This is a genomic window from Nocardioides sp. BGA-UO-ETr-FS32, from assembly GCF_059567905.1.
The window spans coordinates 1-23400 of record NZ_JCAQOX010000006.1 but is presented as its reverse complement, the minus strand read 5'-3'; the positions used below and the strand labels follow the sequence as shown (position 1 = coordinate 23400).

Genomic DNA, 23400 nt, shown 5'->3' with positions numbered 1-23400 from the left:
CGGCCCGACTCACCCCCACTGTGCTGCGACACCAGCGCCGGTGGCTTGGACGATTGGGAACTCCCGCCGCACCCACTCGGTGGGGCTGCACCCGGCGAGCTCCGTCCACTCGCGGGCCAGGTGGGCCTGGTCGGCGTACCCCGACTCGGCGGCGACCGCCGCGACCGACGCGTCGCCGTCGAGCGCCGCCCGACGCATCCGCGCATGGGCGCCGGCGAAACGCGCGAGGCGCTGGTAGACCTTGGGCGGGACGCCGACCTCGTCCCGGACGAGGGTGTGCAGCCGTCGTCGGCTGTAGCCCACGTCGTCGGCCGCGGCCGCGACGGACGCTCCCCGGGTCAGCATCGCCAGGGCGCGGGCCACCTCCGGACGAGGTGCGGGCTGCCGGTGGCGGTGCAGCGCCCGCAGCAGGCACCGCTCGAGCTCGGCGAGGCGGGCATCCCACCCGGTGTGCCCGGCCAACCGGTCGGGCAGGTCGGCGAGGCCAGGGTCCACGTCGCCGACCCCGAGCAGCTGTCCGGCCAGGCTGCCTGCCGGCACACCCCAGAGCGCGCGGGCGCCGGCGGGCGTGAGGGAGAGCTGGATGCCGCACTGGCGCAGGCCGTGCTCCACGGCCGCGGGCGCGGTGTGCAGTCCGGAGACCGACGTCCACGCCGTCGTGCGGGTGTCCGGGGCTCCGCCCCACGAGACCGTCAGCGGCTCGTCGAGCGGGAGCACCCAGGTGAGCTCGGCCGACGGCATGCCGATGTCCACACCAGGCCCCGCGTGGTCGACGTCGTAGACCACCGTCGAGCGGACGTACGGCGCCAGTGCGGGGTGCACGACGGCCATGCCGCCACCGTACGCCGCCTCAGAGCTGCGCGCTGTCCATCAGCTCGCCCAGCTCGGCTACGGTGAGTTCGCGCATCTCCCCCGGCGCCAGCCGCGCCAGCGTGACCGGGCCGATCTGGGTCCGGGTGAGCCGGCGCACCGGGTGGCCGACGTGGTCGAGCAGCCGGCGGACGATGCGGTTGCGGCCCTCGTGGATCGTGAGCTCGACGATCGACCGGTTGCCGCCCTCGCGCCGCGGGTCGCCACCGATGACACGGGCGTGGGTCACGGTGACCGGGCCGTCGTCGAGGGTGACCCCCGCCAGCAGCTCGCGGATGGTGCGGACGTGCACCTCGCCCTCGACCTCGGCCACGTAGGTCTTGTCGACCTCGTGGGAGGGGTGGGCCAGGTGCTGGGCGAAGTCGCCGTCGTTGGTGAGGATGATCAGGCCCTCGGTGTCGGTGTCGAGCCGACCGACGTGGAAGAGCCGTTCGGGCCGGTCGGCGACGAGGTCGCCGAGCGTGCGTCGTCCCTCCGGGTCGGACATGGTCGACACGACGCCACGGGGCTTGTTGAGGACCAGGTAGGCCTTGTCGCTGATCGGCGGGAGCCGCTTGCCGTCGACGCGGACGACCGCCGTGCGCGGGTCGACCTTGGTGCCGAGACGGGTGACGACCTCGCCGTCCACCTCGACCAGCCCGTCGAGCATCAGCTCCTCGCACTTGCGGCGGCTGGCCACGCCCGACTGCGCCAGCAGCTTCTGGAGACGGATCAGGCCGTCCTCGTCGGTGTCGGGACGCTGCGAGGCGGGCTGGTCGTTGTCGGGTGCGTCGTGCGGCTTCATGCGATCCTCATGCGATCTCGGTCCCGCCGTCGGGCTCGGTGCCCGATCCCGAGTGCGGCGAGTGGTGCACGCCCGGCGTGGGAGCGGGGGTGGGAGCGGGTGCGGGAGCGGGTGTGGGCTCGGGGGTGGGCTCGGGGGTGGGCTCGGGCGCCGGCGCGTCGAGGCCGGCGACGCTGGCCAGCTCGTCCTCGAGGTCGTCCATGTCGGGCAGGTAGGGGGCGAGCTCGGGGAGCTCGTCGAGCGAGGTGATGCCGATGCGCTCGAGGAAGTAGGAGGTGGTGCGGTAGAGGTTCGCACCGCTCTGCTCGTCCTGCCCGGCCTCCTCCACGAGGCCGCGGGTCAGGAGCGTGCGCATGACGCCGTCGACGTTGACGCCACGGATCGCCGAGACGCGGGCACGCGACACGGGCTGCTTGTAGGCGACCACAGACAGCGTCTCGAGCGCCGCCTGCGTGAGCCGGGCCTGCTGGCCCTCGAGCACGAAGGACTCGACCACGCCGGCGAAGTCGGCGCGGGAGTAGAACCGCCAGCCGCCGGCGACCGCCCGCAGGTCGAAGCCGCGGCACTGGTCGGTGTACTCCGCGGCCAGCGCCACGAGGGCCGCCTCGACCTCCTCGACGGGATGGCCCACCACGGAGGCAAGCCGGACGGTGCCGACGGGTTCGTCGGAGACCATGAGGATCGCCTCCAGCGCCGGGCGCAGCTCGGCCACCGCCACGGCGAGGGTGTCCACCTCGCTCGGGTCGACGTCGGGCTGCTGGCTCACTGATCCTCCTCCGGCACGTCGGTTGCCACCGACGGCATGTCTGCATCATCGTCGTCGACGGGCGCGCCGTCGAACTCGTCGTGGATGTCCACGTCACCGTCCTCGGCGCCGGTCCAGCGCACGGTCAGCTCGCCCAGCGGCGTGACCTGGTCGAACGACACGGCACCCTCGCGGAACAGCTCGAGGAGCGAGAGGAACCGCGCGACCGTGGTGAGCCGGTCGGGCGAGTCCCCGCACAGGGCGCGGAAGGTCATCGTGCCGCTGCGGCGCAGTCGGTCGACGACGACCTGCGCCTGTTCGCGCACGCTGACCCTGGCGGCGTGGATGTGCTGGAGCGACACCTCGAGGACCGGCTTGGGCTCCATCGCCCGGGCCGCGAGCCGGGCGAAGTCGTCGAGCCCGATCCCGATGAGCACCTCCGGCAGGAGGGTGGCGAACCGCTCCTCGAGCCCGACGGCGCGCGGGTGGCGCCGGGACTCCGAGGCGAGACGCCCTTCGAGGACCGCCGCGACCAGTTTGAACGCGCGGTACTGCATGAGGCGGGCGAAGAGCAGGTCGCGGGCCTCGAGCAGCGCGAGGTCCTCCTCGTCCTCCACGTCGCCCTGCGGCAGCAGCCGTGCCGCCTTGAGGTCCAGCAGGGTGGCGGCCACCACGAGGAAGGAGGTGGTCTGCTCGAGGTCCCAGGAACCGCCGAGGTTCTTCACGTGCGCGATGAACTCGTCGGTGACCTGCGAGAGCGCCACCTCGGTGATGTCGAGCTTGTGCTTGGCGATCAGGCCGAGGAGCAGGTCGAAGGGACCCTCGAAGTTGTCCAGCCGTACGGCGAACGCCGGGGCCTCGCTCCCGGGCTCGAGCGCGCTCGACGCGGGATCCGAGGGGGCGTCCGAGGCAGGTCGCGCGGGGGCGTTCACTCGTCGAGCAGCCGCTGCACCAGGGCGCTGTCGGCCCCCTGGGCCTCGAGGTCGGCGAGCACCATGGCGAGGGCCTCGCGGACCAGGCGTCCGCGGTCGACGGCGAGGCCGTGCTCGCGGCGCAGCACGAGGCGGGCGTGCTCGATGTCGAGCAGCTCGTCGGAGGTGACGTACACCGTCATCTTCTCGTCGTGGCGGACCCGCCCGCTCGGCCGCTTCGGCCCGGCAGGCTCGGCGTCGTCGGCCACCGCGCGGACCCGGCGCGGACGCTCGCCCGCGTCGGTCCCGGTCGCATCGCCCGTCTCGGACGTCGGCCGGAACAGGTCGTCCGCGGCCGGCATGCTCACTCGGCGGGCCACCGGGTCAGCACCTCCCTCGCGAGCTGGCGGTAGTGCTCGGCGCCCGTGGACGACGAGGCGTAGGAGGTGATCGGCTCACCGGCGACCGTGGCGTCGGAGAACTTCACGGTGCGTCGGATGACGGTGTGGAACACGGTGTCGCCCCACGCCGAGACCAGGCGCTCCATCACCTCGCGGCTGTGGAGCGTGCGGCCGTCGAACATCGTCCCGAGCACGCCGTCGATCTCCAGCTTGGGGTTGAGCCGCTCGCGCACCTTGTCGATGGTCGTCTTGAGGAGAGCGACGCCCCGCAGCGCGAAGTACTCGCACTCGAGGGGGACGATGACGCCGTCGGAGGCCGTCAGCGCGTTGACCGTCAGCAGGCCCAGCGAGGGCTGGCAGTCGATCAGGATCACGTCGTAGTGCTCGAGCGCCGGCGCGAGGACCCGCTGCAGGGTCTGCTCCCGGGCGACCTCGTGCACGAGCTGCACCTCGGCCGCGGACAGGTCGATGTTGGAGGGCAGCAGGTCCATGCCCTCGATGCCGGAGGGCACCACGACCTCGTCGAGCGTGGTCTCCCGGTCCATCAGCAGGTTGTAGATGGTCGCGTCCATCTCGTGCGGGTTGAGGCCCAGGCCGACCGACAGCGAGCCCTGCGGGTCGAAGTCGACCAGCAGCACCCGGCGACCGAACTCGGCGAGCGACGCCCCGAGGTTGATCGTGGTGGTGGTCTTGCCGACGCCGCCCTTCTGGTTGCACATCGAGATCACCCGGGCGCCACCGTGCTGGGCGATCGGAGCCGGCTCGGGGAACACCGGCATCGGACGCCCGGTGGGGCCGAGGGGCTGCTCCTCCGTGGCGGTCGCGGCACGCGCCTCGGTGCGCGTCTCGAGGGGGCGTTCGAAGGGGATCGGCTGGGTCACGGGCTGCTCGTCTCGCGGGGTCGGGCCGGGCTGTGGGCTGTGGTGCGGCTGCGGAGGTCGCACGAGGGGCGGCATCTGCGAGGCACTGCTGCCCGTGTCGTGACCCGGGAATCCACCGCTCATGTCTGCTCCTCGTGCATCCGTCGTGCGTCGGCCTGGACCTCGATTGGACCACGCCGGAGGCCTCCGGCTTTGTCGACACGTCGACAGTTCCTGCACCAGTTCCAGGCCGGTCCGGGACGCGTCCCGGGCCGCACCGCGCGGGACTCTACGCCCCCCGCAGCACCGATCTCACAGCCCCGCCCTCACAGCCGCCGCATCGCTGCGGTCGCCAGCACCAGCTCGCCTGCCGCGTCGGTCGCGTCGCAGTCCACGACGGCCTCGATCACCCAGTCGTGGTGGTCCTCGGGGTCGTGGATCGTCTGGCGTACGTCGCGCACGCGGGCGGTGGTGCCGTCCTCGGCGCCCACGGGCTCACCCGTGCGCTCCTCCCCCACCACCAGCAGGTCGGGTCCGCGCGCGTCGCCGTCGGTCAGCACCCGGTCGTGATCCGCGTAGTAGTCCTCCAGCGCGGCGTCCCAGACGGATCGGCCGACGACGACCTGGCGCGGCGGGTCGGTGCGGTCGGCGGCGTTGCGCTCGAGGCGTACGAGCGTGTCGAGGTCGTCGCGGGAGACTGCGTCGACCCGCGCCCACATCGCGTTGCGCAGCATCACCCTGAAGGGGCGTTCCTGCCTGGACAGCGGGCGCGGAGGTGGTGGCGGCTCGTGGTGGGCGACGGCGCTCGACGCGTGGTCGGGGTCCGACAACGCCTCCCACTCGTCGAGCAGCGACGAGTCGGTCTGGCGCACCGTCTCCCCCAGCCACTCGATGACGTCCTCGACCTCGGGGGCGCGGTGCGCCTCGGGCACCGTCTGGCGCAGGGTGCGGTAGGCGTCGGTGAGGTAGCGCAGCACGAGGCCCTCGGAGCGGGCGAGCTGGTAGCGACCGACGAAGTCGGTGAACCCCATCCCGTTCTCCCACATCTCGCGCACGACGGACTTCGGCCCGAGGGCGTCGTCGGGCAGCCACGGATGGGTCTGGCGATAGGTCTCGTAGAGCGCCTCGAGGAGCTCACGCAGCGGCTGCGGCCAGGTGATCTCCTCCAGCAGCGCCATCCGCTCGTCGTACTCGAGGCCGTCGGCCTTCATCTCCGCGATCGCCTCGCCGCGGGCGGCGTGCTGCTGCGCCATGAGGATCTGGCGGGGGGCCTCGAGGACCGCCTCGACCACCGAGACGACGTCGAGGCCATAGGTCTCCGACTCGGGGTCGAGCACGTCGAAGGCCGCGAGCGCGAAGTGGGCCAGTGGCTGGTTGAGCGCGAAGTCGTCGGGCAGGTCGACCGTCAGCACGAAGCGTCGACCGTGCTCGTCGGGCTCGTCGAGGCGCGTGACGATGCCCGTGCGCACGAGCGAGCGCGAGAGCCGCAGAGCGCGACGCGCGAGACGGAGCTGGGCACGCCGGTCCTCGTGGTTGTCGGTGACCAGGCGGCGCATCACCGCGAACGCGTCCTCCTCGCGGGAGAACACGTTGATGAGCATGGCGTTGTCGACCTTCATCCGGCTGCTCAGCCGCTCCGGCACACCCGCGACCAGCTTGTCGAAGGTCTGCTCGGTCCACACGACCGTGCCCTCGGGTGGTTTCTTCAGCTGGGCCTTCGACTTCTTCTTGCCGGCCGCGACCCGCGCGGCCGACTTGGCCTTGGCCTGCTCGTTCTCGATGACGAACTCCGGCGCTTGGACGACGACGTAGCCGGCCGTGTCGTAGCCCGCCCGGCCGGCCCGGCCGGCGATCTGCTGGAACTCGCGCGTGCGGAGCACCCGCTGCCGGCTGCCGTCGAACTTCGCGAGCCCCGAGAACAGCACGGTGCGGATCGGCACGTTGATGCCGACGCCGAGGGTGTCGGTGCCGCAGATGACGCGCAGCAACCCGGACTGCGCGAGCGTCTCGACCAGCCGGCGGTACTTCGGCAGCATCCCGGCGTGGTGCACGCCGATGCCGTTGCGCACCAGTCGCGAGAGCGTCTTGCCGAAGCCGGCGCCGAAGCGGAAGGCGCCGATCCGCTCGGCGATCGCGTCCTTGTCGACCTTCTTGGGCGGGTGCCGCAACAGGTTGGTCGCGTGCTCGACCGCGGCCGCCTGCGTGAAGTGCACGACGTAGACGGGGTCCTGGCCCGTGGACACGAGCTCCTCGAGCGTGTCGTCCAGGGTCTCCATCGACCACCGGAAGCTGAGGGGTACGGGCCGCTCGGCGTCGTCGACGACGGCGGTGTCGCGGCCCGTGCGTCGTCGCAGGTCCTCCACGAAGAAGGAGACGTCGCCCAGCGTCGCGGACATCAGCAGGAACTGGGCGTCGACCAGCTCCAGGAGCGGCACCTGCCAGGCCCAGCCGCGGTCGTGCTCGGAGTAGAAGTGGAACTCGTCCATCACCACCAGCCCGACGTCGGCCGACCGGCCCTCGCGCAGCGCGATGTTGGCCAGCACCTCGGCGGTGCAGCAGATGATCGGGGCGTCCGGGTTCACCGCCGCGTCACCGGTCAGCATGCCGACGTTGTCGGCGCCGAAGACCTCGATGAGCGCGAAGAACTTCTCGCTCACCAGCGCCTTGATGGGCGCGGTGTAGAAGCTGACCTTGTCCTGGGCGAGTGCCGCGACATGGGCGCCGATCGCGACCAGCGACTTCCCGGAGCCGGTGGGCGTGGCCAGGATGACGTGGTTGCCGCCCAGCAGCTCGATGACCGCCTCGTCCTGGTGCGGGTAGAGCTCGAGGCCCTGGTCGGACACCCAGCCGGCGAAGGCGTCGTAGACCGCGTCCGGGTCGGCACCCGTCGGCACCCGGGTGTCGAGGCGCGCACGGTCCGGCATGGGTCGATCCAACCATCCTGCCGGAGTGGACGCGCAGGTGGACGGCGCGGGAGCGGCGGTCAGTCGCGGGCGCGGGGGTGGGCGGTCGCGAACACCTCGCGCAGGTTGTCGACGGTGACGAGCGTGTAGACCTGCGTCGTCGTCACCGACGCGTGGCCGAGCAGCTCCTGCACCACGCGTACGTCCGCCCCGCCGTCGAGCAGGTGCGTGGCGAACGAGTGCCGCAGCGTGTGCGGCGACACCGACGCCGTCACGCCGGCCCGCTCGGCCGCCTTGACGAGCACCGCCCACGCGCTCTGCCGCGACAGCCGCCCGCCCCGGGAGTTGAGGAACATCGCCGGCCCGCCGCGCCCGGCGCCGACCAGCTCCGGGCGCGCGCGGGTGAGGTAGGCGGCCACTGCGTCGCGGGCGTAGCCGCCCACCGGCACGAGTCGCTCCTTGCCGCCCTTGCCCCGCAGCAGCACGGTGCCGTCGACCTGGTCGATGTCGTCGACGTCGAGGCCGACGGCCTCGGAGATGCGGGCACCGGTGCCGTAGAGCAGCTCGAGGAGGGCGCGGTCGCGCAGCGCGAGCACCGTGTCGGGCGCCCCCGCGGCCTCGAGGATGGCCTCCACGTCGGACAGCGGGAGCGCCTTGGGCAGCCGCTTGGCCGGTGTGGGCGGCTTGACGGCCGCCGCCGGATCGGCCTGGGACAGCCCGTCGGACACCGCGAACTTGTGGAACCCCCGCACCGCCACGACGGTGCGTGCCGCCGACGTCGCGCTCAGCGGCGGGTGCGCCGGGCTCCCCTCCCGCAGGCTCACCAGGAACGCGGCCACCGTCGCCTCGGTGACCGCGTCCAGGTCGTCGATCCCCTGGCCGGCCAGGAACTCGTCGTAGCGGCCCAGGTCACGGGTGTAGGAGCTGAGCGTGTTGGCCGCGAGGCCGCGCTCGACCGCGAGGTGGTCGAGATACGTGCGCACGGCCCGGCGCAACGGAACCCCGGAGCTCACTCCAGGACGGTGTCGAGGTCCACCGACTCGATGCCCACCGCTGCGCCGACAGGGGCGTTGGTGAGCCGGCCGGCGTGGGTGTTGAGGCCGAGCGCGAGGCTGCGGTCGTCGCGCAGCGCCTGGGCCCAGCCCTTGTCTGCCAACGCCACCGCGTAGGGCAGCGTCGCGTTGGTCAGGGCGTACGTCGAGGTGTTGGGCACCGCGCCCGGCATGTTGGCCACGCAGTAGAACACCGAGTCGTGGACCTCGTAGGTCGGGTCGTCGTGGGTGGTGGCGTGGGAGTCCTCGAAGCAGCCGCCCTGGTCGATGGCGATGTCGACGAGGACCGAGCCGGGCTTCATCCGCGAGACCAGGTCGTTGCTGACCAGCTTGGGCGCGGCCGCTCCCGGGATGAGCACGGCGCCGATGACCATGTCGGCCTCCATCACCTGCTGCTCGATCGCGAGCTTGGAGGAGGCGAGGCCGTGGACGCGGTTGTTGTAGCGCCAGAACGACATCCGCAGCTTGTCGAGGTCGGTGTCGAGCAGGGTCACGTCGGCGCCCATGCCGAGCGCGATGTTGGCGGCGTTCTGGCCCGAGACGCCCGCGCCGATGATGACGACCTTCGCGTTGGCAACGCCGCCGACGCCGCCCATGAGGACACCGCGACCGCCATTGGCCTTCATCAGCGAGTACGCCCCGACCTGCGGCGCGAGGCAGCCCGCGACCTCCGACATCGGGTAGAGCAGCGGCAACCCGCCCGACGGCAGCTGCACCGTCTCGTACGCGATCGCGGTGACCCCGCGGGTCATCAGCTCCTCGGTCAGGGGCTTGTCGGCGGCGAGGTGGAGGTAGGTGAAGAGGGTCTGGCCCTCCCGCATCCGGGCGTACTCCTCGGCGACCGGCTCCTTGACCTTGAGGATCATGTCGGCGCTGCCCCACACGTCGTCGGCCGTGTCGAGCATCGTGGCGCCTGCGGCGACGTACTCCTCGTCGGGGATCTGCGATCCCACACCCGCGGACTTCTCGACCACGACCTCGTGACCGTGCTGGACCAGCTCGTGCACGCCGATGGGGGTCAGGGCCACGCGGTACTCGCGGTTCTTGACTTCCTTGGGTACGCCGACCTTCATGCCTTGCTCCTCAGGGTCCGGGTGGCCACGACGGTGTGGCTTGCCTCACAGCGGGAGCGAGACTACTCCCGGGACGCCTCACGGGGCGTCGAGGGCCCCACGCTGCTTGAGCACCGCATAGGCCAGCACGGCCTGGACCAGCGGACCCTGCCGCACCCGACCCTCGAGCACCGCGTCCAGCAGGTCGGCCATCGGCACCCAGAAGCGCTCCATCTCCGCCTCCTCGTGGCGCAGGTCGAAGTCGCCGCGCGAGGCGTGCGTCAGTCCTCGGGCCAGCAGGATCTCGTGCACCTCGTCGCTGATGCCGGCGCTCCCGTAGGTGCTGAGCAGGGGCCGCCACTCGCGCGCCTCGAGCTCGACCTCCTCACGCAGCTCGCGCCTGGCGGTCTCCACGGCGGGCTCGTCGCCCGCGTCGCGCAGGCCGGCGGGGAGCTCGACGAACTCGTGCCCGCTCGTGTGGCGGTACTGCCGCAGGCACATCACACGCTCGTCGTCGTCCACGGCGAGCACGACCACGGCGCCCGGGTGCTCGAGGCTGATCCGGGTGAACTCCTCCGGATGGCCCGGCCGGGTGATCCGGTCCTCGCGCAGCGCCACGACCCAGTCGTCACGGTGCAGGTCGCGGCTGGCGACCACCGGCCACGACATCGGCCGGTCGGCGAGCGGCTCGGCGGGAGATCCTCCGGTCTGGCCTGCATGCGGGGCGGACATGCCCAGACGCTAGCGCGACTGGACGGATTGAGTACGGTCGGGCCCATGACGTTGTCGAGCCTCACCAAGTCCGAAGCAGCGATCCGCTCCGACCTCCTCGAGGTCCAGCGCTACGACATCGCCGTGGACATGACCGGCCTGCTCGAGGGTGAGCGCTTCGCCTCGGTCAGCACCATCACCTTCACCTGCTCCGACCCGGGGGCCACGACGTTCGTCGACGTCGCCATGGACGTGCGGAGAGCGACCCTCAACGGCGAGGAGGTCGACGTCTCGCAGGCCGCCGACGGTCGCCTCCCCCTCCCCCCGCTCGCGGCCGCCAACGTCCTGGTCGTCGAGGCCGACACCACCAACACCGGTCGCGGCGAGGGCATCCTGCGCACCGTCGACCCCACCGACAAGCTCGTCTACGTCTGGACCAGCCTGGAGCCCGACGAGGCCCGCCGCGTCTGGGCCTGCTTCGACCAGCCCGACCTCAAGGCGCCGCACCGGTTCGTCGTCACCGCCCCGTCCTCGTGGGTGGTGACCTCCAACGGCGCCCCCGAGTCGGTCGCAGACGCCGAGACCGACGACGCCCGCGTCTGGACCTTCCCCGACACGCCACGCCTCTCGACGTACGTCGTGGTGGTCAACGCCGGCCCGTTCCACGAGGTGCGGCGCCGGCACGACGGCTACGACCTCGGCTTCTACTGCCGGCAGTCCCTCGTGCCGGTCCTCGAGCGCGACCTCGACGAGATGGTCACCCTGACCCGGCAGGGCCTGGCGTTCTTCGGCGAGAAGTTCGGCTACCCGTTCCCCCAGGAGCGCTACGACCAGGTCTTCGTGCCCAACCTCGGCGGCGCCATGGAGAACTGGGGCTGCGTCACCTACGGCGACGGCCAGCTCTTCCGCACGCCCCCGACCCACGCCCAGCGAGCCGTCCGCGCGGAGTTCATCTTCCACGAGATGGCGCACATGTGGTTCGGCGACCTCGTGACGATGCAGTGGTGGGACGACCTCTGGCTCAACGAGGCCTTCGCGTCCTGGGCGGCCAACTGGGGCATGGCCGGCTCCAGCGAGTTCACCGAGCAGTGGGCGACCTTCCTGGCAGTGTCCAAGCGCACCGCCTACGAGATGGACATGAGCCCGGCCCGCCACCCGATCCGCAGTGACGTCCCCGACGTCTCAGCGGCGATGTCGAACTTCGACGCCATCACCTACGTCAAGGGGCAGAGCGTGCTGCACCAGCTCGTCGCCTTCATCGGCGAGGACGCGTTCGTCGAGGGGCTGCGCGACTACTTCAGGCGTTTCGCCTTCACCAACACGCGGCTCGACGACCTCATGGACTGCTACTCCCGCTCCTCCGGCCGCGACCTGTCGGCGTGGACCAAGGCCTGGCTCGACGAGGCGGGCACCGACGTCATCTCCCTCGTGGACGACGAGCTCGTCGTCGAGACGACCGATGACCAGGAGCCCCGGCCGCACCGCCTTGACATCGCCGTCTTCGACACCACCGGCGACGACCTGGTCCCGGTGGGTCGCTCGTCCCACGAGGTCGGCGGCCGGCGCACGCCGGTCGACCTCCCCGCCGGCGACCTGCGACTGGTCAACGCCGGCGACTACACCTTCGCGGCGGTGAAGCCCGACCCGGTGTCGCTCGCCCGGATGCTGGAGCGGGTGCAGCAGCTCGACGACCCGCTCGACCGCGCGCTGGTGGCCGCCACCGCCGGACAGCTGCTGCTGCTCGGCGACGTCGCGCCCCGCGACGTCTCGGCCGCGCTGAACCGCGCCCTCGGCTCCGAGACCAGCCCCGCCCTCACCGAGCCGTTCCTCTCGCAGGCGCTGCAGGTCGCCGACCGGTGGGCGCCCGCCTCGGAGTCCCCCGACCTCCTGCGGGGCCTCGCTGACGCGGCCGTACGCCTCGTGGACCTGCCCGACGCGCGACAGGCGGCCCTGCGCACCCTCGCCGCGTCCGCCTCGACCGACGCGCACTGGGCGACGCTGGAGACTGCCGCCGAGGACGCGACCGACCTCGACCTCGCGTGGCGGATGGCCGTACGCCGCTCGGAGCTCGGCGACTACGACGAGGACCGGGTCGCCCGGCTGCTCGAGTCCGACCCCGACCCCGACGCCGGCATGCGTCGGCTCGCGGTGCTGGCCGCCAACCCGAGCGTCGAGGCCAAGGAGGAGGTGTGGCGTGCCTTCTTCGTCGACTACGCCGTGCCCGCCAGCCGCGAGACGCTCGTCCTCGGGTCCACGTTCTGGCGACCCGGCCAGGCGGAGCTGCTGGCCCCGTTCGCCCATCGCTACCTCGAGGAGCTGCACACGCTCAAGGGCGGACTGCTCAACCAGGGCCTCACCATCCGCGCGATGTACCCGCTGGGTGCCGGCGACGCGGAGTTCCTCGCCGCCGCCGAGGCGGCCGCCGAGGACCACAGCCTGATGGCCTACGCCCGCAACCAGCTCCGCTCGAACTCGTTCGTGCTCAGCCGGATCCTCCAGGCCCGCCAGCTCTGAACGAGCGGGCACTTCGTGCCCGTCACGCGCGCTGAGCGGGCAATTCGTGCCCGTCTCGTCGTCCGCACGGGCACGAAGTGCCCGCTCGACGGTCCGCGCCGCTCAGACCTCGGAGTCCTCGTCCTTGCGGCGCAGCCCCGTCTCGTCGATCGGGAACCGCTCGGAGCGCTGCCGCTCGATGGCGGCGCCGACCAGACCCGCGAAGAGCGGGTGCGGTCGGGTCGGGCGCGAGCGCAGCTCGGGGTGCGCCTGCGTCGCGACGTAGTAGGGGTGCACGTCCGCGGGCAGCTCGACGAACTCCACCAGCCCCAGCTCGGGGTTGGTGCCGGAGAAGACCAGCCCGGCCTCGGCCAGGGTCTCGCGGTAGGCGTCGTTGAACTCGTAGCGGTGGCGGTGGCGCTCCTCCACCGTCGCCGATCCGTACGCCGCGCGGACCACGCTGCCCTCGAGGAGCTCGGCCTTCTGCAGGCCGAGACGCATCGTGCCGCCGAGGTCGCCGGCTCCCTCGACGAACTTCTTCTGCTCCTCGATCGTCGAGATGACCGGCTCGACGGTGTCGGGGTCGAACTCCGTCGACCCCGCCTTGGCGAGCCCGGCCACGTTGCGGGCGTACTCGATGACCATGCACTGCAGGCCCAGGCACAGGCCCAGTGTCGGGATGCCGTGGGTGCGGGTGTAGCGCAGCGCCCCCAGCTTGCCCTCGATGCCGCGTACGCCGAACCCACCCGGCACCAGCACCGCGTCGACGTCGTGGAGGTGCTTGGCTGCGCCCGCTTCGGTCTCGCACTCGTCGGAGGCGACCCAGCGGATGTTGACCTTGGCCTCGTGGGCGAAGCCGCCCGCGCGGAGTGCCTCGCTGACCGAGAGGTAGGCGTCGGGGAGGTCGATGTACTTGCCGACGAGCGCCACCGTGACTTCTTCCGAGGGGTGGTGCACCCGCCGCAGCAGGTCGTCCCAGGTGGTCCAGTCGACGTCGCGGAACGGCAGGTCGAGACGGCGCACGACGTAGGCGTCGAGACCCTCGCGGTGCAGCACCTTGGGGATGTCGTAGATCGACGGGGCGTCGGCGGCCGTCACGACCGCCTCGTCGTCGACGTCGCACATCAGCGCGATCTTGCGCTTGATGCCCTCGGGCAGCTCACGGTCGGCCCGGCAGACGATGGCGTCGGGCTGAATGCCGATCGAGCGCAGGGCGGCGACGGAGTGCTGCGTCGGCTTGGTCTTCAGCTCCCCCGACGGCCCGATGTAGGGCACGAGGGAGACGTGGATGAAGAAGCAGTTGTCGCGGCCGATCTCGTGACGCGTCTGGCGCGCGGCCTCCAGGAACGGCAGCGACTCGATGTCGCCGACCGTGCCGCCGACCTCGGTGATCACGACGTCGATGTCAGGGCCGCCCATCGCAAGGATGCGGTCCTTGATCTCGTTGGTGATGTGCGGGATCACCTGGACGGTGTCGCCGAGGTAGTCGCCGCGGCGCTCCTTGGCGATCACCGTGGAGTAGACCTGTCCGGTCGTCACGTTGGCGATCTGGTTGAGGTCGGTGTCGAGGAACCGCTCGTAGTGGCCGATGTCGAGATCGGTCTCGGCGCCGTCGTTGGTCACGAAGACCTCGCCGTGCTGGAACGGGTTCATCGTGCCCGGATCGACGTTGAGGTACGGATCCAGCTTCTGCATCGTGACGCGCAGTCCGCGCGCCTTCAGCAGGTTGCCCAGGCTGGAGGCGGTGAGCCCCTTGCCGAGGGAGGAGGCGACGCCTCCGGTCACGAATACGTGCTTGGTCGGCGTGCGGCTCTTCACGGGCTTCGATCCTACCCGAGTGGGACCGGTCCGTCCGCACCCGACGCACCGAACGCACCGCCCTTTGTCGCCAGCGAGCGTTGCAGTGTGATCATCGTCGCCACCCGCCCGGCCGTCGTGTCGATGCCGTCGAGGCTGGCAACGCCGGCCGCAGCGGGGTCGGCGCGGAAGCGCCCGAGCTGTCCGTCCCCACCGTCGGCGGTGGTGCCGGCGAGCACGACGCCCACCGACTGTGCCGCGAGGCCCTGGGCGAGTCCGGCGAGGATCGCGTCGGCCCCCTCGTCGCCGGCGTCGGTGCCGAGCACGAGCAGGACCAGCGGAGCCCGCCGCGCGACGTCGCCGGGCTTCTCCATCAACCCCGCGCCGCTGACGGCGTCGAGGATGGCACGCGCCTTGCCGTTGACGTCCTGGCCCTCGACCTCCTTGGTCGCCACGGCCAGTCCCAGCAGTTGCCCGATCCGGTCGTACGTCGAGGCCTCAGCTGCCACGTCGCCCTCGGCCTGCTGGGTCAACAGCTGGCTGCCGAGGGTGTCCACCAGCGACTTCTGGCCCGGGTCGACGAGGTCGTCACCGAGCTCGTAGCGAGCGCTGACCGTGCCGCCGGACGCCTCCACCTGCTCGGCGAGCGCCGCGACCACCTGCTCGTCGGCACCGGGCAGGGTCACGAGCGCGACCGAGCGCTCGGCCAGCCGGCCGCCCACGGCGCCCGGGCCGAGGGCCGCGACGAAGCTCTCGGTGTAGTCGGTGCGGGCCTGGTCCTCGACGGGAGCAGGCTCGGCGTCGTTGCCCGTGGCGGCGACGTTCTGGCCGACGTCGGACAGGGGGCCGCCGCCCAGGACGATGCCGGCCGCGAGGGCGAGGAAGACGGCGACGATGGTGAGCAGGTGGTGGCGCAGGGTGATCACGGGAGGATTCCTCGAACGTTGTCGATCAGGTCGGACGTCGTGCTCGTGACGCCCGGGGACAGGTCGTCGACCCACTGCTGGCCGACCGGCGTGACGCTGACCGCCGCGGCCAGCGTCAGCATCCCGGCGGCGAGCACGCCGGCGAGGTGCCGCGGCCGTACCGCTCCGTCGTAGAGCCGGGGCAGGGCCGCAGCGTCGACGAGGTCGGGACCGAGCTTGAGCCGGGTCAGGAAGGTGCTGGCCAGGCCGGTGCGGCGGCTGTCGAGGAACTCGTCGAGCGTGGCGTGCATGCCCACTCCCACGACGAGCGACGCCTCGCTGGCGGAGGCCAGCAGCAGCGCCGCGTCCTCGGTGGTCGCTGTGGTCTCGAAGCGGAGCGGGCGGATCCCGAGGCGCTCGAACGGCTCGGTGACGCTGCGGGGTGCACCCCGCTGGACGAGCACGACGACGTCGCGCGCCGCGCGCAGCACCGCGGCTGCAGGAAGGTCGTCGGAGGCGCCGGTCACCACGACGACGTCGGGGCTGTGCCCGGCGCTGACGAGCGCGTCGGCTCCGCGGTCCACACCGATCAGGATCGGCCGCTGCTCGCGCAGGAACGGCTTGATGCCGCGCAGCTCGGACTCCCAGCCGTGGGAGCGCACGGCCACCACGACCGCCCGTCCGGCCATCTCGGTCGCCGTCCGCGGCACGCCCTGGCCGTGCAGGAGCAGGTCCTCCTCGCGGCGGAGGAACTCGGTGCTGTTGTGGGTGAAGCTCTCCAGCTGCGCGACCAGGCCCGACCGCGCCTTGTCCATCTCGGTTCGCACCAGCTCGGCGGTGAGCTCGCGGGCGGGCGCGACGAGGGTCTCCCCGACGTAGACGTCGCCCCCGTCGATCCGCAGCGGGGCGCCGTCCTTGACGTGGTCGAAGACCGCTGGTCCGGCGTTGTCCACGACCGTCAGGCCGGCGTCGACGAGCAGCTCGGGACCGAGGTTGGGGTAGCGCCCCGAGATCATCGGACCGGCGTTCACCACGGCCACGACACCGGCGTCGACGAGTGCCTGGGCGGTGGCCCGGTCCATGTCGAGGTGGTCGAGCACGGCGACGTCGCCGTCGTGCAGGCGGCCGAATGCGCTGGCCGTGCGGCGGTGGACCCGGGCGGTGCCGTGCACACCGGGGAGGGTGGGGGCTGAGCGGGAGCGGACTGCGAACTTCATGACCGCGCCATGGTGTCAGCCGCGACCCTGCCCTTCGGGGAGGCACGCCCGCTCGGGCGCGGCGGCATCGAGCAGCTCGCGGGCGTGGGCGCGCGCGCTGTCGGAGTCCTCGACCCCGGCGAGCATCCGGGAGAGCTCGCGCTCGCGATCCCCCTCGGCCAGCGACACGAGGCCGGAGGTGGTGACCGACCCGTCGCTGGACTTGTGCACGACCACGTGCCGGTCGGCGTACGCCGCCACCTGGGGCAGGTGCGTCACCACGAGGACCTGCGAGGTGCGTGCGAGCGCCGCCAGCCGGCGCCCGACCTCGATGGCCGCCTTGCCGCCGACGCCGGCATCGACCTCGTCGAAGACGAAGGTGGGCACGGACCCGGTCTCGGCCAGCGACACCTCGAGCGCCAGCATCACGCGCGACAGCTCTCCGCCTGACGCCCCCTTGTGCAGCGGTCGGGCGTCGGCGCCGGAGTTGGCCGCGAGCAGGAACTCGACGTCGTCGACGCCGTGCGAGCTGGCCCGCACCCACCTCCCGTCGACCAGCAGCTGGGGCCCGGCCGGGATCTCGGGCGTCGGGGTCTCCTGTTGCGTGAGCGCGATGGTGACGCTCGCGTGCGGCATCGCGAGCGACGTGAGCTCGTCGCTCACCGCGGCACCGAGGCGCTCGGCAGCGTCGGTGCGCTGCGCAGTCAGCGTGGCCGCGTGGCGCCCAAGGTCGGCTCGGAGGCGGTCCCGCCGCTCCTCGAGCTCGCTGATCCGACCGCCTGTGTCCTCGAGGTCGAGCAGCCGCTTGGCACCGTCCTCGGCCCACGCCAGCACCTCGTCGATCGTCTCGCCGTACTTGCGCGTCAGCGCCGTCAGCGCCGCCCGGCGCTCCGAGACCGCGGCGAGCCGGGCGGGGTCGGTCTCGAGGGAGGCGGCGTAGGAGGCGACGTCGCCGGCCACGTCGACCAGGAGGTGGCCCAGCTCGGCCAGCCGGTCGGCCAGCTCGCCGGCGGTCGCGTCGTGGTCACGCACGCCCTCCAAGGCCTGGCGCGCAGCACTCGTGGTCGCCAGCGCGTCGGTGGCCCCGTCCTCGCTGGAGAGGGCCTCGCGGGCCGTCTCGGCCGCGGTGCGGAGGGTGTCGGCGAAACCGAGCCGGGTCTCCTCCGCGGCGAGCTCGGCGTCCTCGCCGGGCCTCGGGTCGACGGCCTCGACCTCCCCGAGGCCGAAGCGCAGCTGGTCGGCCTCGCGCGCCCGCTCGCGGGCGGAGCCGACGACCTCGGCGAGGGTGCGTTCGGTGGCTGCCAGTTGGGCCCACGACTCGGCGTAGGCCGCGAGGGTGGTCGCCAGCGCGTCGCCGCCGAACCGGTCGAGCGCGGCACGCTGCGCGCCGCCCCGGAGCAGGCGGTGCTGGTCGGACTGGCCGTGCACGGCCACCAGCGGCTCGGCGAGCTCGGCGAGCGTGGTCACCGGCACGGCCGCACCTCCGATCCAGGCGCGCGAGCGCCCCTGGGCAGCGACGTTGCGCGCCAGCACGACCAGGCCTTCCTCGACCACACCGCCGGTGTGCTCGACCGACTCCCTGAAGCCCGCCAGCGACCCGGTCGCGACGACGCCCTCGACCCTCGCCTGCTTGGCTCCGGAGCGTACGGCTCCCGGGTCGGCCCGGCCGCCGAGCAGGAGGCCGAGCGCGGTGACGACCATCGTCTTGCCCGCACCGGTCTCGCCGGTGATCACCGTCAGGCCGGGACCGAGCTCGAGGGTGGACGACTCGATGACGCCGAGCTGGCTGATCCGCAGCTCCTCAAGCATCCCTCTCACCCCCGTCGTGGTCGCCGCCGTCCCGGCGCCGACGCTCGGCGGCGCCACGCCAGCCCTCAACCGGCAGGTCGAACTTCGCGACCAGTCGGTCGGTGAAGGGCGCCTGGTGCAGGCGGACCAGGCGTACGGGGCGCGCGCCGCGCCGCACCTCGATGCGGGCGCCCGGCGGCAGGTCGACGGTGCGACGGCCGTCGCACCACAGGACGCCCGATCCCTCGGTGTTGGCGAGCACCTCGACGGCGAGCACCGAGGTCGGCGCGACCACCATCGGGCGTGCGAACAGGGCGTGGGCGCTCAGCGGCACCATCAGCAGGGCCTCCACCTCGGGCCACACCACCGGTCCCCCGGCGCTGAAGTTGTAGGCGGTGGAGCCCGTCGGCGTGGCGCACACGACGCCGTCGCAGCCCCAGCGGGAGAGGGGACGGCCGTCCACCTCGACGACCACCTCCAGCATCCGCTCGCGCGCGGCCTTCTCGACGCTCGCCTCGTTGAGCGCGAAGGTCGAGAACAGCACCTCCTTGCCCACCAGGACGCGTACGTCGAGGGTGAGGCGGTCCTCGGCGGTGTAGTTGCGCCGGACGATGGCGGTGATCGTGGACTCGACGTCCTCCTGCTCGGCCTCGGCGAGGAAGCCGACGTGACCGAGGTTGACCCCCAGCAGCGGCGTGCTCGTCTCGTGGGTGAGCTCGGCGGCCCGCAGGATCGAGCCGTCTCCCCCGATGACGAGCACCAGCTCGCAGCCCTCACCCGGCACGTGGTCAGGAAGGGTCGTCTCGACGCCGTCAGCCTCCGCCAGTCCCAGGTCGGCGGCCTCGTCGGCCAGCAGGCGTACGGCGATGCCGTGCGCGGTGAGGCTCTGCACGCACTCGCGCGCCACGTCGCGCACCTCCGCACGACCGGTGTGGGCTAGCACCAGGACTCGGCGCACGGGGCTCTCATCACTCACGGATCCACCCTCTCACCCGCCACCCCCATTGCCCGGGCGCGCTCCACCTCGGCGCGGATCTCGTCCGCGCCGATCGAGGCGGGGCCGTGGCGCAGGAGCAGGAAGAACTCGACGTTGCCCGACGGTCCGGGAAGCGGGCTCACGGTCACGGCGACCGCTCCCCAGCCGCGCTCCGCAGCCAGGTCCGCGATGGCGGTGACGGCTTCGGCCCGCAGTCCGAGGTCGCGGACCACGCCACCCTTGCCGACGCGGTCCTTGCCCACCTCGAACTGCGGCTTGACCATGAGCGCGAGCTCGCCGTCCTCACGGGTCACCGACAGGAGCGGGTCGAGCACCAGGGCCAGCGAGATGAAGGACAGGTCGCCGACGACGAGGTCGACCGGCTCGCCGACGACGTCGAGGGTGAGGTCCCGGATGTTGGTGCGGTCGTGGACCTGGACGCGCTCGTCGCTCTGCAGCGACCAGGCCAGCTGGCCGTAGCCGACGTCGACGGCGACGACCTCGCGCGCACCGGCGCGCAGCAGCACGTCGGTGAAGCCTCCCGTGGAGGCGCCCGCATCCAGGCAGCGCTTGCCGTCCACGGTGAGGCCGTGGTCGGCGAACGCCGCCAGCGCCCCGGCGAGCTTGTGGCCGCCGCGGGAGACGTAGTCCACGGTCGACGGGTCGTCCTTCACCACGATCGCGACGTCGGTCGTCACCCCGGTCGCCGGCTTCGTCGCCGGTGCCCCGGAGACTGTCACCCGGCCGGCGGCCACCAGCTCGCTGGCGTGCTCGCGCGAGCGGGCCAGGCCGCGCCGGACGAGCTCCTGGTCCAGGCGTAGTCGTCTGGGCGGCACGGTCGCTCAGGCGTCCCGGTCGTCGCCGGTCGGTCCGGGCTGGGCGTCGAGGGCGCGGCGCAGCTGGTCATGGGCGCGCTCGAACACCTGCACGTGCTGGTCCACCGGGGAGTCGGCGAGCGCCGCCACCTCGGCCAGCACCCGGTCCACTGCCTCGACACCGGTGGACTCGTGGTCGGCGGACACCTCGCTCATGGCCGCGAGCCTACTCGGCGCCGAGCTGTCGAACCGGTCCGGGCGGCGTCGTGTCGGAGACGTCGGCGACCTCGCCCGACTCGTCGAGGTGGCGCCAGCAGGCGGTGGCTGCCACCCGCCACCAGTCCGCGTCGGTGCCGTCCCCCGTCACCCGCAGGCGGCCGTCGACCACGCGTGCGGCCCAACCGCCGAGCTCGACATTCCCGGCGTCCTCCACCGGGACCGGGTGTGGTTCGAACAGCCCCTCCAACGTCGGTGAGATGTATGTGGGGCGGAGCTGCGCGGTCGCAGCCGCCAGCTCCTCGAGCCACGTCACCCCGGTGAGCACCAGCAGGGACGGCGCCGCGATCGCGTTCGCGCCCTCGATGTCGGTGTCCAGCCGGTCCCCGACCATGATCGGTCGGTCGCCACCGACGCGCAGGACCGTCTCCTCCATCAGCGGCTTCTCGGGCTTGCCGGCCACGAGGGCGTCGACGCCGGCGAATCCGGTGATCGTACGCACGAGGACGCCGTGTCCCGGGGCGAGCCCGTAGGGGGTCGGGATGGTCAGGTCCGCGTTGCTGGCGACGTAGGGCAGGCCGTCCCTGACGAGTGTCGAGACCCGCATGATGTCTCGCCACCTGACATCGGGGCCGTAGCCGCTCGCGACGGCCGCCACCCCGTCGGGCTCGTCCGTCGGCTCGAGGCCCGCCTCGAGGAGCGCCACCCGCAGTCCTTCCCCGCCGAGCAGCAGGATCCTGGCGCCTTCGCCGTGCGCCTCGGCCAGCAGTCGTGCGGCCGCCTGGGCGGAGGTGACGACGTCTGCGGGCTCGGCGTTGACTCCCACCCGGGTGAGCCTCTCGGCCACCTGGGCCGGCGTACGGGACGCGTTGTTCGTCACGAACGCGACGTGGCGCCCGGTCGCGCGTACGCGATCGACGTGCTGCGCGACGCCATCGATCGCCTCCGCCCCGACGTAGACCACGCCGTCGAGGTCGAACATGACCAGGTCGTGCGCCTCGACGAGCGGCGTCGTGGACTCCTCGAGCATGCTGAACCCCTCTCCGGATTGTGGCGGGCGCCCCCCTACGATGCTCCGATGGACTCCGCCACCATCGTGCCTCCCTACGTGGCGAAGCCCCTCGAGCTCATGCCGTTCAAGGCCGTCATGCTGTCGCCGGAACGCGTGGGCGACCCGGCCTCCGCGCGAGCGCTGGCGCGACCCTACCGTGACGTCGCCACCCGGCTGACGCAGTGGATCGAGCGTGGGCGTGCCAGCACCGACACCGCACCCGCGCTGTACCTGCACGAGTACACGTCAGGCGGATTGACGGTCCGCGGTCTCGTCGGGGCGCTCCGCGTCTCCGAGAGGGCCGCCGAGCCGACAGATCGGGCGGTGTGGCCCCACGAGGCGATCCATCCCGAGCAGGCGGGCGAGCTCGCGGACAGGATGTCGCAGATGTCGCTCAACCCGGCACCGATCCTCCTCGTCCACCACGGGCCGGACGCCCTCCGTGACGTCATCACCGACGTCGCCCGCGCCACGCCCGACTGGCGGTACTTCGACCGGACCGGGCAGCGTCAGCGGATCTGGGCCATCCGCGACCCGGACCTGATGCGCTCCATCGATGCGCTCCTGGCCACCTCCCGCTGCCTCATCGCCGACGGGCACCACCGGTACGCCGCGTACCTCCGCCTCCAGGAACAACACCCGGGTACGGCGTGGGACGCCGGTCTCGCGATGCTCGTCGACCAGCACGACACGCCCCTGTTCCTGGGAGCGATCCACCGGACGCTCCCAGGCGTCTCGCTGCCGACGCTGGCAGAGGCCGCCCGCGCCGCCGGCGCCGACGTCACCGAGCACGAGCGCCCGCGAGCGCTCGGCGCTCTCGACAGCACTCACCTCGTGCTGACCGACGGCACGACGTGGTACACGGTGGCCCCGAGCGACCTCGCACGCCAGGCGGCCGTGTCCTGGCTACACGAGCAGGTGCTCGGTCGACTGACCGTTCCCCCGCCGCGGGTGGAGTACCACCACAGCGTCGACGGCGCTCTCGCTGCGACGTCCTCCACCACCCCCGCGGTGCTGTTGCCGAGCCCGGACTTCGAACAGGTCCGCACCATCGTCGAATCGGGCGGACTCCTGCCCGAGAAGGCGACGTCGTTCCAGCCGAAGCCGAGCCTCGGGGTGCTCATGCGGCCGATGAACGACGAATGATCCGCGCCGACGATGCCTCCACCTCGACGCGCGACCGGGTAGCACCCCCAGCCTGGTAGAACCGGCACCGAACCGCTCCCACCACCTCGACGACATCCCCCGCCCGCCACGTGGCGATGCTGCGGCGGAGCCGCGGCGCCCACGCGGTGCACGGAACCGAGTCGACCCGCTGCGCGGACGTCGGGCCGCGCCCACCCGGTGACGCGCGAGGAACCGAGATGCGGAACGTCACGAGGGCGTCTCCACTCGGTAGCTCCACCACCGCCGGAGCTCCGCTCAGTCGGCCCAGAAGCCGCACCTCGTTGGCAACGACCTCCGCGTCGTCAGCACCGGCCGCACCCGGCGTCCTCTCTGGCGTCGCCCTCGTGGCCCGACTCTTCTTGGCGTGTGTCTTCACGATCTGTGTTTTCGTCACAGTGCACCTCCTGGGAGGAAGACTCCTCGACGGCACCGACTGCCGGCGCCGCGAAGCGACATGCCCTGTGGACGACGGCTCGAACCGGCGGCCTGTGGACGATTCGTGGCGGTCCACGGGCGGAAGGCCCGGGTGACGACTCCGTGGCGGGAACGCAAAAGTGGGGCCACCCGAAGGTGACCCCACTTTCACAATGTTTGTCCGGCGGCGTCCTACTCTCCCACAACCTCTCGGTTGCAGTACCATCGGCGCTGAAAGGCTTAACTTCCGGGTTCGGTATGGGACCGGGTGTTTCCCGTTTCGCTATGGCCGC

At 72.2% G+C, this 23400-nt stretch carries 21 protein-coding genes and 1 rRNA gene; 2 read left to right on the top strand and 20 right to left on the bottom strand.

Annotated elements, in window-relative coordinates:
- Positions 1-9: 9 nt before the first annotated feature.
- The 10 genes from AC57BS_RS02200 to AC57BS_RS02155 form a co-directional block, all read right to left on the bottom strand.
- Positions 10-831 (bottom strand): helix-turn-helix domain-containing protein, encoded by an 822-nt coding sequence (locus AC57BS_RS02200; protein WP_496409863.1) that lies wholly within the window; start codon positions 829-831, stop codon positions 10-12.
- Between the two features lie 19 nt (positions 832-850).
- Positions 851-1654, bottom strand: a complete 804-nt coding sequence (locus AC57BS_RS02195) for a pseudouridine synthase (protein ID WP_496409862.1) — start codon at positions 1652-1654, stop codon at positions 851-853.
- Positions 1655-1661: 7 nt separating this feature from the next.
- Complete coding sequence (scpB, locus tag AC57BS_RS02190) at positions 1662-2420, bottom strand: SMC-Scp complex subunit ScpB (protein WP_496409861.1); 759 nt, start codon at positions 2418-2420, stop codon at positions 1662-1664.
- Positions 2417-3331, bottom strand: coding sequence for a segregation and condensation protein A (locus AC57BS_RS02185; RefSeq protein ID WP_496409860.1), 915 nt, complete (start codon positions 3329-3331; stop codon positions 2417-2419). Before AC57BS_RS02185 ends, scpB begins: the two co-directional genes overlap by 4 nt.
- Entirely contained in the window at positions 3328-3690 is a 363-nt protein-coding gene (locus AC57BS_RS02180) for a hypothetical protein (protein WP_496409859.1), read from the bottom strand. The genes AC57BS_RS02185 and AC57BS_RS02180 overlap by 4 nt, the downstream gene beginning before the upstream one ends.
- Positions 3675-4592: a ParA family protein gene (locus AC57BS_RS02175; RefSeq protein WP_496409858.1), complete on the bottom strand. Its 918-nt coding sequence runs from the start codon at positions 4590-4592 to the stop codon at positions 3675-3677. The genes AC57BS_RS02180 and AC57BS_RS02175 overlap by 16 nt, the downstream gene beginning before the upstream one ends.
- Positions 4593-4897: 305 nt before the next feature.
- The gene (locus tag AC57BS_RS02170; RefSeq protein WP_496409857.1) at positions 4898-7495 is read right to left on the bottom strand and encodes a DEAD/DEAH box helicase; all 2598 of its coding nucleotides are present in this window, start codon (positions 7493-7495) and stop codon (positions 4898-4900) included.
- A 59-nt stretch (positions 7496-7554) separates the two neighbouring features.
- The gene (xerD, locus tag AC57BS_RS02165; RefSeq protein ID WP_496409856.1) at positions 7555-8487 is read right to left on the bottom strand and encodes a site-specific tyrosine recombinase XerD; all 933 of its coding nucleotides are present in this window, start codon (positions 8485-8487) and stop codon (positions 7555-7557) included.
- Positions 8484-9599 (bottom strand): alanine dehydrogenase, encoded by a 1116-nt coding sequence (ald, locus tag AC57BS_RS02160; protein WP_496409855.1) that lies wholly within the window; start codon positions 9597-9599, stop codon positions 8484-8486. Before ald ends, xerD begins: the two co-directional genes overlap by 4 nt.
- 78 nt (positions 9600-9677) lie before the next feature.
- The gene (locus tag AC57BS_RS02155) at positions 9678-10310 is read right to left on the bottom strand and encodes an NUDIX domain-containing protein (RefSeq protein WP_496409854.1); all 633 of its coding nucleotides are present in this window, start codon (positions 10308-10310) and stop codon (positions 9678-9680) included.
- A 45-nt stretch (positions 10311-10355) separates the two neighbouring features.
- Here AC57BS_RS02155 and pepN point away from each other — a divergent pair, with 45 nt between their 5' ends.
- The gene (gene pepN, locus AC57BS_RS02150; RefSeq protein WP_496409853.1) at positions 10356-12803 is read left to right on the top strand and encodes an aminopeptidase N; all 2448 of its coding nucleotides are present in this window, start codon (positions 10356-10358) and stop codon (positions 12801-12803) included.
- Positions 12804-12905: 102 nt separating this feature from the next.
- Here pepN and pyrG read toward each other — a convergent pair whose 3' ends face one another.
- From pyrG to AC57BS_RS02110, 8 genes are read right to left on the bottom strand one after another with little or no spacing between them, the layout of a single operon-like run.
- Positions 12906-14600, bottom strand: a complete 1695-nt coding sequence (gene pyrG / locus AC57BS_RS02145; RefSeq protein WP_496409852.1) for a CTP synthase — start codon at positions 14598-14600, stop codon at positions 12906-12908.
- Between the two features lie 11 nt (positions 14601-14611).
- Positions 14612-15505: a copper transporter gene (locus AC57BS_RS02140; protein ID WP_496409851.1), complete on the bottom strand. Its 894-nt coding sequence runs from the start codon at positions 15503-15505 to the stop codon at positions 14612-14614.
- Complete coding sequence (gene steA, locus AC57BS_RS02135; protein WP_496409850.1) at positions 15502-16701, bottom strand: putative cytokinetic ring protein SteA; 1200 nt, start codon at positions 16699-16701, stop codon at positions 15502-15504. Before steA ends, AC57BS_RS02140 begins: the two co-directional genes overlap by 4 nt.
- Before the next feature lie 15 nt (positions 16702-16716).
- A complete protein-coding gene (recN, locus tag AC57BS_RS02130; protein ID WP_496409849.1) occupies positions 16717-18489 on the bottom strand; it encodes a DNA repair protein RecN in 1773 nt (590 codons plus the stop codon).
- Positions 18482-19444, bottom strand: a complete 963-nt coding sequence (locus AC57BS_RS02125; protein WP_496409848.1) for an NAD kinase — start codon at positions 19442-19444, stop codon at positions 18482-18484. Before AC57BS_RS02125 ends, recN begins: the two co-directional genes overlap by 8 nt.
- Positions 19441-20280: a TlyA family RNA methyltransferase gene (locus tag AC57BS_RS02120; RefSeq protein WP_496409847.1), complete on the bottom strand. Its 840-nt coding sequence runs from the start codon at positions 20278-20280 to the stop codon at positions 19441-19443. The genes AC57BS_RS02125 and AC57BS_RS02120 overlap by 4 nt, the downstream gene beginning before the upstream one ends.
- 6 nt (positions 20281-20286) lie before the next feature.
- Positions 20287-20475: a hypothetical protein gene (locus AC57BS_RS02115; protein ID WP_496409846.1), complete on the bottom strand. Its 189-nt coding sequence runs from the start codon at positions 20473-20475 to the stop codon at positions 20287-20289.
- A gap of 10 nt (positions 20476-20485) precedes the next feature.
- Positions 20486-21505 carry an HAD-IIA family hydrolase gene (locus AC57BS_RS02110; RefSeq protein ID WP_496409845.1) on the bottom strand — a complete coding sequence of 340 codons (1020 nt, stop codon included), beginning with the start codon at positions 21503-21505 and terminating at the stop codon, positions 20486-20488.
- 48 nt (positions 21506-21553) lie between these two features.
- Between AC57BS_RS02110 and AC57BS_RS02105 the strand changes: the two genes are divergently transcribed.
- Positions 21554-22672, top strand: coding sequence for a DUF1015 family protein (locus AC57BS_RS02105; RefSeq protein ID WP_496409844.1), 1119 nt, complete (start codon positions 21554-21556; stop codon positions 22670-22672).
- Here AC57BS_RS02105 and AC57BS_RS02100 read toward each other — a convergent pair.
- Both AC57BS_RS02100 and rrf read right to left on the bottom strand, forming a co-directional pair.
- On the bottom strand, positions 22647-22970 hold the full coding sequence (locus tag AC57BS_RS02100) for a single-stranded DNA-binding protein (protein WP_496409937.1): 324 nt from the start codon (positions 22968-22970) through the stop codon (positions 22647-22649). The two genes, AC57BS_RS02105 and AC57BS_RS02100, sit on opposite strands and share 26 nt — an antisense overlap.
- A 316-nt stretch (positions 22971-23286) precedes the next feature.
- Positions 23287-23400 (bottom strand): 5S ribosomal RNA (gene rrf / locus AC57BS_RS02095); the annotation flags it as partial.

Bases quoted from the DNA above. Each gene is read 5' to 3' on its own strand.
- AC57BS_RS02200 (WP_496409863.1), bottom strand. From the start codon at position 831: ATGGCCGTCGTGCACCCCGCACTGGCGCCGTACGTCCGCTCGACGGTG.
- AC57BS_RS02195 (WP_496409862.1), bottom strand. From the start codon at position 1,654: ATGAAGCCGCACGACGCACCCGACAACGACCAGCCCGCCTCGCAGCGT.
- AC57BS_RS02170 (WP_496409857.1), bottom strand. From the start codon at position 7,495: ATGCCGGACCGTGCGCGCCTCGACACCCGGGTGCCGACGGGTGCCGAC.
- ald (WP_496409855.1), bottom strand. From the start codon at position 9,599: ATGAAGGTCGGCGTACCCAAGGAAGTCAAGAACCGCGAGTACCGCGTG.
- AC57BS_RS02155 (WP_496409854.1), bottom strand. From the start codon at position 10,310: ATGTCCGCCCCGCATGCAGGCCAGACCGGAGGATCTCCCGCCGAGCCG.
- pepN (WP_496409853.1), top strand. From the start codon at position 10,356: ATGACGTTGTCGAGCCTCACCAAGTCCGAAGCAGCGATCCGCTCCGAC.
- steA (WP_496409850.1), bottom strand. From the start codon at position 16,701: ATGAAGTTCGCAGTCCGCTCCCGCTCAGCCCCCACCCTCCCCGGTGTG.
- recN (WP_496409849.1), bottom strand. From the start codon at position 18,489: ATGCTTGAGGAGCTGCGGATCAGCCAGCTCGGCGTCATCGAGTCGTCC.
- AC57BS_RS02115 (WP_496409846.1), bottom strand. From the start codon at position 20,475: ATGAGCGAGGTGTCCGCCGACCACGAGTCCACCGGTGTCGAGGCAGTG.
- AC57BS_RS02110 (WP_496409845.1), bottom strand. From the start codon at position 21,505: ATGCTCGAGGAGTCCACGACGCCGCTCGTCGAGGCGCACGACCTGGTC.
- AC57BS_RS02105 (WP_496409844.1), top strand. From the start codon at position 21,554: ATGGACTCCGCCACCATCGTGCCTCCCTACGTGGCGAAGCCCCTCGAG.